Annotated in this window: 9 protein-coding genes and 1 tRNA gene; 7 read left to right on the top strand and 3 right to left on the bottom strand. The window is 59.8% G+C overall.

Annotation, left to right across the window (positions count from 1 at the left end):
* Positions 1-4: 4 nt before the first annotated feature.
* From BM234_RS06590 to BM234_RS06565, 5 genes are all read left to right on the top strand, one after another.
* Positions 5-1,450, top strand: coding sequence for an alanine/glycine:cation symporter family protein (locus BM234_RS06590; RefSeq protein WP_092062119.1), 1,446 nt, complete (start codon positions 5-7; stop codon positions 1,448-1,450).
* A 441-nt stretch (positions 1,451-1,891) separates the two neighbouring features.
* Positions 1,892-2,788, top strand: coding sequence for a hypothetical protein (locus tag BM234_RS06585; protein WP_092062116.1), 897 nt, complete (start codon positions 1,892-1,894; stop codon positions 2,786-2,788).
* Positions 2,785-3,315: a hypothetical protein gene (locus BM234_RS06580; RefSeq protein WP_092062113.1), complete on the top strand. Its 531-nt coding sequence runs from the start codon at positions 2,785-2,787 to the stop codon at positions 3,313-3,315. Before BM234_RS06585 ends, BM234_RS06580 begins: the two co-directional genes overlap by 4 nt.
* An 833-nt stretch (positions 3,316-4,148) precedes the next feature.
* A complete protein-coding gene (locus tag BM234_RS06570; protein ID WP_092062107.1) occupies positions 4,149-5,984 on the top strand; it encodes an ABC transporter ATP-binding protein in 1,836 nt (611 codons plus the stop codon).
* Positions 5,985-6,097: 113 nt separating this feature from the next.
* Positions 6,098-8,155 carry a bifunctional diguanylate cyclase/phosphodiesterase gene (locus BM234_RS06565; RefSeq protein ID WP_092062104.1) on the top strand — a complete coding sequence of 686 codons (2,058 nt, stop codon included), beginning with the start codon at positions 6,098-6,100 and terminating at the stop codon, positions 8,153-8,155.
* A 6-nt stretch (positions 8,156-8,161) separates the two neighbouring features.
* Here the strand turns inward: BM234_RS06565 and BM234_RS06560 are convergent, their stop codons facing one another.
* On the bottom strand, positions 8,162-8,587 hold the full coding sequence (locus BM234_RS06560; RefSeq protein ID WP_092062101.1) for a tellurite resistance TerB family protein: 426 nt from the start codon (positions 8,585-8,587) through the stop codon (positions 8,162-8,164).
* Positions 8,588-8,698: 111 nt separating this feature from the next.
* Between BM234_RS06560 and BM234_RS06555 the strand changes: the two genes are divergently transcribed.
* Positions 8,699-10,276, top strand: a complete 1,578-nt coding sequence (locus BM234_RS06555) for a lysine--tRNA ligase (protein WP_092062098.1) — start codon at positions 8,699-8,701, stop codon at positions 10,274-10,276.
* Between the two features lie 114 nt (positions 10,277-10,390).
* Positions 10,391-11,677, top strand: a complete 1,287-nt coding sequence (locus BM234_RS06550) for an O-acetylhomoserine aminocarboxypropyltransferase/cysteine synthase family protein (RefSeq protein ID WP_092062094.1) — start codon at positions 10,391-10,393, stop codon at positions 11,675-11,677.
* Positions 11,678-11,780: 103 nt separating this feature from the next.
* On the opposite strand, the gene BM234_RS06545 is transcribed toward BM234_RS06550, so the two are convergent.
* A tRNA-Gly gene (locus tag BM234_RS06545) sits at positions 11,781-11,854 on the bottom strand.
* Between the two features lie 117 nt (positions 11,855-11,971).
* Entirely contained in the window at positions 11,972-12,571 is a 600-nt protein-coding gene (locus tag BM234_RS06540; RefSeq protein ID WP_092062091.1) for a fasciclin domain-containing protein, read from the bottom strand.
* Positions 12,572-12,792: the final 221 nt, after the last annotated feature.

Raw genomic sequence — 12,792 nt, 5'->3', positions numbered from 1 at the left:
GCATATGGGCTTACTCGAATCTTTCTTCGGCCTCATCGGCGATTTGACGTGGGGATGGTCGCTAATTCCCCTGCTGGTGATCTTTGGTATTTTCATCACAGCACTGACTGGATTCTCGCAGTTCCGCTTCTTTACCCGCATGTTTCGTGTGCTGTCTTCGAAGAACCAATCGGGCGACCCCAACGCCATTTCCGCACGCGAGGCTTTGCTCATCTCTGTCGGTGGACGCGTGGGCGGTGGCAACATCGCGGGCGTCGCGGTGGCGATTACCCTTGGCGGGCCGGGTGCGGTTTTCTGGATGTGGGCGATCGCGTTGGTTGGCATGGCCACCAGCCTCGTGGAATGCTCCCTTGCCCAACTCTACAAGCGGCGCGAACCGACCGGTGATTTTCGCGGCGGGCCCGGACGGTCGATCTTGCACGGTCTGGGGGGAGAGTTCCGCTGGTTGGCGGTGATCTATGGCGTCTGCCTGATCGCGGCCTTCGGATTGGGGTTCAACGCATTTCAGGGCAACACGGTCGCGGGCGCGGTTCAGGATAGCCTCGGAATCAGCCGTTTCATTACTGGTGGTGTCTTGGCCGTGGTTGCGGGCTTCATCGTCTTTGGGGGCATCCACCGGATCGCCAAGGTGGCTGACGTGGTCGTTCCCGTCATGGCGCTTGGCTACATTCTGATGGCTCTCATCATCATCCTGATGAACATAACATCGCTGCCCGGCGTCATTGCCGATATCGTCGGAAACGCCTTTGGTTTTCGTGAAGCTGTCGGCGGTGGTATGGGTGCCGCGCTGGCTCAAGGCTTGCGTCGCGGGCTGTTCTCGAATGAAGCGGGGCTTGGTTCCGCACCCAACGTGGCCGCCACCGCGGATGTCCGTCACCCGATCAGTCAGGGCATAACCCAGAGCTTTTCGGTGTTCATCGATACGATCTTCATCTGCTCCTGCACGGCGTTCATCATCCTGCTCGGGGATGTGTACGTGCCCGGTGCCGAAGGGATCGACGGGATCGCTCTTACACAGCAGTCACTGGTGTCGCATCTCGGGGAGTGGTCGCAGTATCTCCTGTCGGCGATGATCCTGCTCTTTGCCTTCAGTTCGATCATCTACAACTACTATCTGGGGGAGAACGCTCTGACGATCATGACGCGCAGCCCTATGGCACTTAATGTGCTGCGGGTGGCAATTATCGGCATCGTCTTCCTTGGCGCGGTCGCACCCGGAGCCACGGCGGTCTTCTTCTTCTCCGATCCGCTGATGGGCGTGCTGGCTGTGGTCAACCTCGTGGTGATCATGATGCTGTTGCCGACGTGCTTGCGGCTTCTCAAGGACTTTCGCCAACAACTGGCAGCCGGGGTGGATCGTCCTGTTCTGCACCCGGAGGAGTTTCCCGATCTCGACATCGATCGCACCGCCTGGACGGGTGTTGATCCGGAGCTTGCCGAGCGTAATTGATCCGGCGCTACAGGATATAACCTAAGAAGAGGGGCGGCCTTTGTGCCCAGCCCCTGACACTAAATGTTGAAAAAGTACTTCGGTTGGCCGCAATGCGGCCAACTTTCTCTTCGACACAACGCTTGACCGTCATCCGAATGGAGAAAAAAGGTGTCGAGCGTCTCGAAGATATCTTCGGGGGCAGTGGTCGTGCCACTGGTCCGAAGACTGCCTGCGCCTGTAGCAGATGTCGATCTCAACTTTTGCCGCAACCCGGCCTGCGCCCAGTATGGCCTATTGCCAGATCCATTCAAGCGGCCGAACGGGTCTCCGCCCGCGCCACCTGGCGTGCCGCGCGGAGCGGTTCCGGGTGGTAAGCACAAAGAGTTCTACAAGTGTCCTGCCTGTCGCACAACCTCCCGCGTAAAGAACAACCGGGCGGTCTTCGAGGAGCACGAGCGGGTGCGCCGCCTGAGCGACATTGGTCCGTGCGTACCGGCCTGCCGCACCGCGGGCTGTGCGAACCAGGATCTCCCTGTCAGCGAGCATCCAGATCTCTACCAGAGCTTCGGCAAGACCAAAGGCGGAGACCCGCGGTGGCGATGCAAGGGCTGCGCGAAGACCTTCTCGACCGGCAGACCGGCCCGCCGACACAAGCGCTCTGACAAGAACCGTCTGGTCCTCGACATGCTCTGCAATGACCTGTCGCTGGCAAAGACCGCGAAGATCTCCGGGCTGTCCTATCGCGACATCTACCGGCGGATCGGGTTCTATCACGACCAGGTCAGAAGCTTCGTGTCGCGGCGGGAGGACTTCTCCCGGATCGACTTCGCGGAGGTGGGTTCTCGCTTCGCCACCGACAGCCAGGCGCTGACCATCAACTGGCCCAGCCGGAAGCGTCGCTTCCCCGTGGTGTTCCAGCATCTCTGCACGGCACACGCGCGCTCGGGCTTCATCATGGAGGCCTCGTTCCAGCTCGACCCGGCGATCTCGCCGGAGGAAGCGGAAGCGCAAGCCCTCGCGGCCAATGAGGATCAGGTTTCCACAGCATTCCGGCGCCACGCCCGCATCTGGACGAAGACTGAGTTCGACGCCTATCTCACCCGGCTCGCAAAGGCCGCTGGGCTGCCGCAGGTGGAGGATTACGGGCTGCCTGCCACGGGTTCGATGCTGCGCTACGATGTGATGCAGTTCGCCCACGCGATGCGGCTACGCGACCACATCGGCGAGACGGACGACCCGCTGATCTTCGTGATGGGTGGGACGCTGGTCTCAAGCAATCGTTCACGACAGTCTTCCAGCCCGAGGTATCGGCCGGGCGCGCGCATCTCGCCGTCATCGACTTCGAGAAGGCAATGACCAACGACGCGCGCATGAGCGTGGTCGCCGACGGTCGGACCGACCTCTGCGCCGCGACAGGGCTGACCCACGCCGAGTTGAGCCTGATCCCGTCCGAGTTCTTCTGCCAGATCGTCGATGAAGAGGGAGCTGTCCGCCTCGTCGGCGAGCCAGTCGGCGCCTGGTTCCAGTATCCGTTCCCCACGAAGAGCGAGCCCAACAAGCGCGTCCTGTTGCTCACGGACCATCCGGGCCTGGGAGCGAGGGAGAAGGCCAAGCTGATGCGTCTGGCCACGCTCCGCAGCGTCGACAGCTACTTCCACCGCTTCCGCTCGAATGTGCGCTTCGCCAGCCGACCGCAGATCACGACGAACGGCCACGGCCGTGTCTGGGCTCGGCATCACCTCTACGACCCCGTCGTGCTGTCGAAGCTCGTCGAGATCTATCGCTTCTACCACAACTGGATGGAGCCCGGCGTGGACAGACAGACGCCCGCGATGCGGATCGGGCTGGCGCGAGGTCGGGTCTATGAGCGGGATCTGCTGTAGGTGCGGCGAGATCAAGTCATCACGACTTAGGTCCTTCCGGCGAAGGATTATTGGGGTATCGGCCGGTCCATTGCTTGTCGTTGCGCTTCCTACGAGCCACGGCTACGAAAGGGATTGCGAGAAAACCGGCCACTGGCCACAACAATAGCAAGGAAAGAAGGATAATTCCGAAGATCTGGAGATAGATGGCAGCGAGCCACCAGAGTGCATGAAGAGACAAGCCCCAGACTTCCCATAGAACAAGCAGGATGACAGGCGGCGTCAAGATGCTCCCGAAGTATATCGACCAGAACTTCACTCCTCGCCCTCCGCTTTCACCGCCAGCCCCAGACCAAAAACGATTACGGCCCGACTCGACCGCTCTGACGCGTTTCCTATTCCAATGAAATAGGCCCGGCTAACTGCGACCTGCAAACTCAGCGGGTCGTCCGATTCCGAGTAATGTCTCTGCTGATCCGCATAGACGGAAGAAGCCCACAACTTCTGCTGTGGGCTTCAACATTTACCGTTAGGGGCTGGGCCTTTGTGCCGCCCTTTTCATTTTGAGCACCGCTTGAATGTAGCGCAGAGCGTTTTCGGCGAGTGGTGTGGCTGGAACGCCGATCCGTGGCAGAGGCCATGGTGGGCAGGCCAAGAGAGGATAATCGTCCCCATAAGCCGAGTGGTGACATTTTGTCTCAGCTACGGTAGGAAAGATCCGACTCATGACGGAGGTGTAAGCATGAACGACGGGATTTATACCGAGCGCGTCTGACGCGGCCGATCCCGTTTCGGGCGGCCGTTTGGCCCGCCCCGCTTGCCCTTGCTCCCTGCCAAATTCTACGGACTCCGTCATGTACCGCTTTTTCGAAAATCTCGTGGATCCGTTCGCGTCCGCGCCCGCTGAAACCCCGTCCAAAGCCCTCTGGCCATATCTGAAATCTCAGCTTCGCCCATTTCGACGTGGCCTGATGGTATTGGCGCTATCGGGCGTTGTGGTGGCACTGATCGAGACAGGGCTGATCTTCTATTCGGGGCGGGTTATCGACCTGATGGAAGGCGCGGAGCCGCAGCAATTCTTCGCCAGTTACGGGACCGAATTGCTTTTGGCGGCCCTGTTCATTTTGCTGCTGCGGCCATGTGTGTTCATGTTCAACCACCTCCTGTTGGAACAGATGTTGGCCGGCAACATGCAGGAACAGGTGAGGTGGCGGGCGCACAAACACATGCTTGGGCAATCCGCCGGGTTTTTCCAGAACGACTTTGCTGGCCGTCTTGCCAACAGGGTGATGAAGCAGGGCGAGTCCGTGGAGGACGTAACTTACATGGCCTTTGAGGGGGTCTGGTACTCGCTTTCCTACGTGCTTGGTGCGGCGGTGATCCTCGCAGGGATCGCGCCAGTGCTGGCGCTCCCGCTGCTGGCGTGGGTCGTGCTCTATGGGCTCTATGTACGGAATATCGCGCGGCGGGTCGGCGCGGCCTCGGAAAAGTGGTCGGATGCGCGTTCCATGGTGACCGCCCGCGTGGTCGATGCCTATTCCAACATCGAGACGATCAAGCTCTTTGCAGGGGACGGCGCGGAAGAGGGCTATGTGCTTTCCGCGATGAAACGTCTGCGCCTGAGGTTCCAGAGGTTCCTGCGCCTGATGACGGAGTTATCCTTTGGTCTCAACGTGATAAACGGCATTCTCATCACTGGGATGATGGGCCCGGCGATCTGGATGTGGTCTCGTGGGTTCGTTTCCCTCGGTGAGGTCGCGGCGGTCTCTGCCCTGACGTTGCGGATCAACGGGATGAGCGGTTGGATCATGTGGGTCGCCGTTCGGATGTTCGAACAAGCCGGAACGATGCGAGAGGGGCTACGCTCCATTGCACAGCCACACAGAGTTGTGGACAGGCTTGGCGCGCCCAGACTGAAGGTGTCGCGGGCAAGGATAGAGTTCCACGATGTCTCGCATCATTATGGCAAGGGACGGGGCGGTCTGGATCACGTGTCATTGGTGATCGAGCCGGGTCAAAAGGTTGGGCTCGTGGGGAGATCCGGTGCGGGAAAGTCCAGTCTTGTCAACTTGCTCCTCAGATTTCGGGATATCGAAAGCGGTCATGTCGAAATCGATGGGCAGGATATTGCACAGGTAACCCAGACGAGCCTGCGTCAGGCGATCGGCATGGTGAGTCAGGACAGTTCCCTGTTGCACCGTTCGATCCGCGCCAACCTGCTTTATGGCGAACCCGGCGCAAGCGATGAGCGGATGATCGCGGCGGCGAAACGGGCCGAGGCGCATGGTTTTATTCAGGAGCTTTCCGATCCTCGGGGGCGGCGCGGCTATGCCGCGCATGTGGGCGAACGTGGTGTGAAGCTCTCTGGCGGGCAGCGGCAGCGCATCTCTCTCGCTCGGGTGATATTGAAGGACGCGCCCATCCTCGTATTGGACGAAGCCACTTCGGCACTGGATTCAGAGGTGGAAGCCGCGATTCAACAGACGCTGTTCGGTTTGATGGAGGGTAAAACGGTTATCGCCATTGCGCATCGGCTGTCGACAATTGCGCAACTCGATCGGATCGTGGTGCTGGATGAAGGGCGCGTCGCCGAGGATGGAACCCATAGCGAACTCCTGGCAATGGGCGGTGTCTATGCCCGGCTCTGGGAACGCCAATCGGGCGGATTCCTAGGCGAGGACGCCGGCTGAGGCCCTTTGACGTTGCTTATTGACAATTCGAACGGTTTTTGGCGGCCCGGTTTGTCAAAGTTGAAACCAATTCAGGCTTAGCGTCCCATCAAGTTGATGAATGGGACGGGCGAATGCAAATAGCTTGGGAGTTGGTGAGCGCGCATGATCCAGTGCTGGTGGTACTGGCGCTTGCCGTGGGTGTGCTGGCTGCACGCACGAGTTTGCCGATCTTTGCCCGCGCGCGGGAATCCGTACGCTCCACGGCGTTTTACTGGATTTGGCTTGCGGGCCTAGTAACCGGCGGATCTGTCTGGTCGGTGCATTTTCTCGCCATGATCGGATATACCCCTGAACTGGTCACCGGATACGAGCCGGCACCGACCTTCCTGTCGTTCCTCATTTCGATATCAGGCTTCTGTGTATCTGCCGCTGTTCTGCGCGAGCATCGCCTGAGAAGGCCCCATCTCGTGGCGGGCTTGGTGCAGGTGGGGACCGTCGCCACGATGCACTACGTCGGGATGACCGGGCTCATCATGGAACACGGGATGATGCACAATCGCGGGATTGTCGCATTGACCATCGTACTCGCGACGATCCCGGCACTGGTATTCGCATCCGGCTTTGACCGGCGGGACAGCAATCTCGCGATGTGGGGGCGTGCGGCATGTTTTGCCGTCTCTGTGGGGATTGTGCATTTCGGTGGCATGGCCTCGATGATGACGGATATGTGTATCGCCAGCCCGATTCCCGTGCGTTTCATGGGGCGTGAGATGCTGCCCGAATTCGTCATGATCCTGACAGGGCTTATCCTGAGCATGGGGATCGCCGGCACGTTTATGGACAAACGCAGCGCCGAGCTCTTTGCCCTTCGCAACGACACGATTCTTTTGACGGATCCTGAAACCAACTGCCTGAGCAGGGCAGGCATGATGCATGAGATGCGCACCCGCGACGAGCGGAATGAAAAGATCCTGCTGATTGGTCTGAGCTTGAGAGGCTATGAAGAGGCACGCAGCACCGTCGGCCCCCGCACGACCCGGCAGTGGTTGCAAACCTTGGGTGAGGTTCTGGCGCAAACGCTGGGGGAGGACTGCGCCGTGGGCTACGGGCAGGGGGGGTGTTTCTATCTTATTCTGAAGGTCGACAGCAACGAGGCATCCTTCGCGCAGGAAGCGGTCAGAACCCTTGTTCGTTCCCTGTCGCCAGTGGAGTTCATGCACCGTGACCGGATCTACCGCTTTGAGATCGTGCTCGGCGTCGTGACCAATCCGCTTGGGGTTGCCGATACCGAAGTTGCCATGCTGCACGCTGACTTCGCGCTGGATCAGGCGATGTCGCAGCGCCTCGGCGACGTCTATTTCTTCGATGCCTCGGCCCATAGCGAAAAGCGTGAACGCGATACGCTGGCGCTCGATCTGCGCGTGGCCATGGAACTTGGCCAGATGGATCTGCACTATCAGCCCCAAATCCGCATCAATAGCGACGGTACCCCGCAGGTTATCGGGTTTGAGGCGCTGGCGCGTTGGGGGCATCCTGAGCATGGGATGATCTCTCCGGGTGTCTTCATTCCATTGGCAGAGGAAACGGGCATGCTCAGCCGATTGGGCGAATGGGCGCTCCGGCGCGCATGTTCGGATTTCGTCGGTTGGGGAGAAGACCTTCACGTGGCGGTAAACGTCGATTCGAGCCAGCTTACCGATCCGGGCTTCCCGTCGCTTCTGCGCCGCATTTTGCGTGAGACCAAGATTGGAGCGAACCGGCTGGAGTTGGAAGTTACCGAGACGGGGATCATTCACGACAAGGCGACGGCCAAGCGCGTGATCGAAGAAATTCACGCGCTTGGGGTTCGGGTATCGCTGGACGACTATGGAACAGGCCACAACACGCTTGAGGTGTTCTTCGAGTTCGATTTCGACAAGATCAAGCTGGACCAGACATTCGTCCGCGGGCTGGAAACCATGCCCCGCGCTCGCTACGTGATCCGAGGTGTCGCCTCCCTCGCGCGGCAAACGGGGCAGACGCTTCTAGCTGAGGGGGTGGAAACGGCCGCGCAACGTGATTTCCTCGCGAAGGAGGGATATGCAGAGATGCAGGGCTTCTTGTTTCAACGCCCACTCCCCCTGCCGCGCCTGCGGGAACTCTACGCAGCAGGCACGCTCATTCAGGAAAGCGGTGTTCGGGCGGCCTGACGCAGATCAGTCGCGCAGGTGCCGCGCGCGTGCACCCCGTTCGATCGCCGCAGCATGTAGCCTGTCTATGCTCAGCTCATAGCGGATTTCCTCCAGCAGCCTAAGCTCACTTTCATTGAGGTTTCCGTCTGCGGCGGCCACATCACAGGCCAAGGCATAGGACGTCTCGAACAGATGTTGAGGCAGGTTTTCCCGCACGAGCCCAAAAAGCGCATCCAGACCGTCCTCCTCCGCAAAGAGATCAAAGACGAGTTGGGCGATGGTTTCCAGGCGATCCACGTCATATTCGGCGAAAATCGGCAGGTGATTTATCTGCGACTGGATCTTTACCAGCTCGGAAGTGCGCATCTGCTCATCGGATGCAGAAACCGCGATCATGACAGCCACGAGGCAATCCTGCGGCGACAGCGGATGTGGTGTCTCATCTGACATTGGCGTTTCCTTCCTTATGCACGTTGCAGCGCAGAATATTGACGCGGACCCGGCGGGGCAATAGGAAGCGACACCTGCGCAAAGGGTGCGCAAACCGATCGGAGAGACGTGATGTCTGAGCTGCGCGATGCCGCGATGAATTCGAAAGCCTGGCCCTTCGAGGAGGCCCGCCGGATTCTCAAACGCTACGAGAAGGCGCCGCCGGAAAAGGGCTACGTGCTCTTCGAGACGGGCTATGGCCCCAGCGGGTTGCCGCACATCGGCACCTTTGGCGAAGTGTTGCGGACGACGATGATCCGCCGCGCCTTCGAGACGCTCTCCGAAATCCCGACGCGGCTGATTTGTTTCTCCGACGATCTGGACGGGATGCGCAAGGTGCCTGGCAACGTTCCTAATCAGGACAAACTGCGCGAGCACTTGCAGGAACCACTGACCACGGTCCCCGATCCGTTCGGCACGCATGAGAGCTTTGGCCACCACAATAACGCCATGTTGCGGCGGTTCCTCGATACTTTTGGTTTTGAGTACGAGTTCTATTCGGCCACGGAATTCTATCGCTCGGGGCAGTTCGACGAGATACTGCTGCGCGCGGCAGAGCGCTATGACGATATCATGAAGATCATGCTGAAGTCGCTCCGGGAGGAACGCCAACAGACCTATTCGATCTTTCTGCCAATCCATCCGGAAACCGGCAAGGTGCTCTACGTGCCCATGAAGAAGGTCAATGCGGAGCGCGGCGAGATCACCTTTGATGACGAGGACGGCCGTGAGTGGACGCTCCCCATCACCGGCGGGAACGTGAAACTGCAGTGGAAGCCTGACTTCGGGGCGCGTTGGGCGGCGCTGGGTGTCGATTTCGAGATGTATGGCAAGGATCACAGCACCAACACGCCGATCTACGATGGCATTTGCCGGGCGCTGGGAGTCCGTCCGCCGGAGCATTTCACCTATGAGTTGTTCCTCGACGAGGGCGGACAGAAGATTTCCAAGTCTTCGGGGAACGGCGTGTCGATCGACGACTGGCTCCGCTATGCCTCGACGGAGAGCCTGAGCTATTTCATGTATCTCAAGCCCAAGACGGCCAAGCGGTTGCACTTCGATATCATCCCCAAGATGGTGGACGAGTATCATCAACAGCTGCGCGCCTATCAGGATCAGGACACGAAGGCGCAACTCGCCAACCCGGTCTGGCATATCCACGGCGGTGATGTGCCTGAATCCAAGATGGTCGTGTCGTTTTCGATGTTGCTTAACCTCGCGTCCGTGGCTGGTGCTGCCGACAAGGAAACGCTCTGGGGGTACATCCAGCGATATGCCCCCGAGGCGAGCCCGGAAACACATCCGGACCTCGACGCGGCGGCCGGATTTGCGGTGCGCTACTACACCGATTTCGTGAAGCCGGCGCGGGTTTTCCGCGCGCCGACCGAGTTGGAGCGGGAGGCTCTCGAAGAGCTCCGCGCGGGGCTGGCGGCGTGGGAAGGGCCAGAGGACGGCGAAGAGCTTCAGGGCTTGGTGTTCGCCTGCGGGCGTGAGCGGTTCGATCCCTTGCGCGATTGGTTCAAGGCGCTCTACGAGGTGCTTCTGGGCGCAAGTCAGGGGCCCCGTTTCGGCAGCTTTATTGCGCTCTATGGGGTCAGTGAGACTGTCGCATTGATCGATCGCGGCCTCGCGGGCGAACTGGCGGCATAAGCTCGGGAACCGGCCCATCGAAGGGGCCGGTTTCTTTCATCTTTCGCAGTGCGGGCACTCTTCCAATGGGGGTTCTATTTACGTAGGGTCCGTGAAAAATGGAGGAGATACCCGATGAGCGATCAAACCCTTGGATTTGACACCCTCGCCGTCCACGCCGGGACGGAGCCGGACCCGGCAACCGGCGCGCGGCAAGTTCCGATCTATCAAACGACGTCCTATGTTTTCCGGGATGCAGACCACGCCGCCAAGCTCTTCAATCTCGAAGAGGTGGGGTATATCTACTCGCGCTTGACCAACCCAACAGTGTCCGCGCTCGCGAACCGGGTCGTAGCGCTTGAGGGTGGCGCGGGGGGGATCGCCTGTTCATCGGGCCATGCGGCGCAGATCATGGCGCTGTTTCCGCTGATGGGACCGGGGTGCAATATCGTGTCTTCCTCCCGCCTTTATGGCGGCACGATCACACAATTCAGTCAGACAATCCGCCGGTTCGGCTGGTCGGCGACCTTTGTCGATACTGATGACCTCGATGCCGTCGAGGCAGCTATCGACGAGAATACACGCGCCCTTTTCTGTGAGACTATCGCCAATCCCGGTGGCTACGTAACCGATCTGCCCGCGATGGCGCGGATCGCTGAGCGTGCGGGCATTCCGCTCATCGTGGACAACACGACAGCAACGCCGTGGCTTTGCCGCCCAATCGACCACGGTGCGACGCTCGTGGTTCATTCGGCGACGAAATACCTGACGGGCAACGGGACCGTCACGGGCGGCGTAGTTGTTGATTCCGGTAAATTCGATTGGACGGCGAGCGACAAGTTCCCCTCCCTGTCACAGCCTGAACCTGCCTACCACGGGCTCAATTTCTCAGCACTCGGTCCCATGGCCTTCACCTTCCACTCCATTGCGATCGGATTGCGTGATCTGGGGATGACGATGAACCCTCAGGGCGCGCATTACACTCTCATGGGGATTGAAACGCTCGGCCTGCGGATGGAGCGGCATGTGAAGAACGCAAAAGCGGTCGCGGAGTGGTTGGAAAAAGATCCCCGGATCGAGGCCGTGACCTATGCCGGGTTGCCGTCCTCACCTTGGTATGAACGTGCAAAGACCATCACGCCCAAGGGGGCAGGGGCGCTTTTCACCGTGTCCGTGAAGGGCGGCTATGACGCCTGCGTCAAACTGGTGGATAGCCTCAAGTTGCTGAGCCATGTTGCCAACCTTGGGGATACGCGAAGCCTTATCATCCATCCTGCCTCGACCACGCACCGCCAGTTGGACGAAGCGCAGCAGATTGAAGCCGGCGCTGCCCCGAATGTCGTGCGTATCTCAATCGGGATCGAAGATGTGGAAGATATCATTGCCGATCTGGATCAGGCGTTGACCACCGCCACTGCTTGACCGTTTCCAGGAGCGCCGGGCACACGGTCCGGCGCTCTGCGAGAAAAACTGTGGGATTGCGGCACGCGAAAGCAAGAAACCCCGGCACAAGGCCGGGGTTTTCTGGAGCGGGTAACGAGAATCGAACTCGTAACTTAAGCTTGGGAAGCTCGCGTGATACCTTTTCACCATACCCGCGTGTCGGGATCACCTAATGAAGGCGGCGCACCTCGTCAAGATGGTCTCGCGGGGGTCGCATGAAAAAGGCCGCCCGGACATACCGGACGGCCTTTGGAAACTAATTCGGAGCTGGGCTTACTTGCCCGGCATCAGCACGCCGTCGATGACGTGGACAACACCGTTGGAGCCCATGATGTCACCTTCGATGATCTTGATGCCCGCTTCGCTTCCGCCAAGCGTCGTGCTCACGTAGGTGCCGGAGCCTTCTTTCATGAAGCTGATGTCGGTGGCCGAAGACAGGGTATCAACGGTGAAGCCTTCGCCGTCGACTGTGTTCACTGTCACGCCTGTGTTGGCCACGTCTTCTTCGAGGATGAGCTTCTCGATGTCGGCTTGCGTCAGCAGACCGGGGATGACGTGCGCCTGCAGGAGACCTGTCAGCTGCTCACGGTTCTCAGGGGCCATCAGCGACTCTACGGCGCCATCGTCGAGCTTGTCGAACGCGGCATCGGTTGGCGCGAGGATGGTGTAGGGGCCTTCGCCCATGAGCGGCTCTGCAAGACCGGCAGCTTTCACGGCGGCCACGAGTGTGGAGAAGTTGGAAATCTTCATCGCGTTCTCAACGACGGTTTCGTTCGCGTTGAGTTGGTCAGCGTTTACAATCTCCGCGCTGGCTGCGCCGGCGGCGACAAACATCGTGGTACCAAGGATAGCGGCTTTGCTGAAGCGGTTCATGTGACATTCCTTCTCAGTAGTGGCTGCACATACGCGGTTCGTATGCGCTGATGCAGTGACAACACGGGCCACCCCGGAAGGTTCAAATTTAGCGTTCACGAGCGGATAACATAAACGTCAGGTGAGTGATCGGCGGAGGGTTCTGATGAGAAGGGGAGCGCTACCGCGCAGGTCGGCATGGGGGCGCAGGCGGGGCCCAGAAATCAGTTGACCGCCGAAAC

The sequence above is a fragment of the Poseidonocella pacifica genome, from assembly GCF_900111875.1.
GTDB lineage: Bacteria > Pseudomonadota > Alphaproteobacteria > Rhodobacterales > Rhodobacteraceae > Poseidonocella > Poseidonocella pacifica.
This window is presented reverse-complemented; position numbering and strand designations above follow the sequence as displayed.

What these genes read in the sequence shown, in the direction of transcription:
- BM234_RS06580 (WP_092062113.1), top strand. Translation starts at nt 2,785, where the DNA reads ATGACCAACGACGCGCGCATGAGCGTGGTCGCCGACGGTCGGACCGAC.
- BM234_RS06540 (WP_092062091.1), bottom strand. Translation starts at nt 12,571, where the DNA reads ATGAACCGCTTCAGCAAAGCCGCTATCCTTGGTACCACGATGTTTGTC.
- BM234_RS06590 (WP_092062119.1), top strand. Translation starts at nt 5, where the DNA reads ATGGGCTTACTCGAATCTTTCTTCGGCCTCATCGGCGATTTGACGTGG.
- BM234_RS06560 (WP_092062101.1), bottom strand. Translation starts at nt 8,587, where the DNA reads ATGTCAGATGAGACACCACATCCGCTGTCGCCGCAGGATTGCCTCGTG.
- BM234_RS06555 (WP_092062098.1), top strand. Translation starts at nt 8,699, where the DNA reads ATGTCTGAGCTGCGCGATGCCGCGATGAATTCGAAAGCCTGGCCCTTC.
- BM234_RS06565 (WP_092062104.1), top strand. Translation starts at nt 6,098, where the DNA reads ATGCAAATAGCTTGGGAGTTGGTGAGCGCGCATGATCCAGTGCTGGTG.
- BM234_RS06550 (WP_092062094.1), top strand. Translation starts at nt 10,391, where the DNA reads ATGAGCGATCAAACCCTTGGATTTGACACCCTCGCCGTCCACGCCGGG.
- BM234_RS06570 (WP_092062107.1), top strand. Translation starts at nt 4,149, where the DNA reads ATGTACCGCTTTTTCGAAAATCTCGTGGATCCGTTCGCGTCCGCGCCC.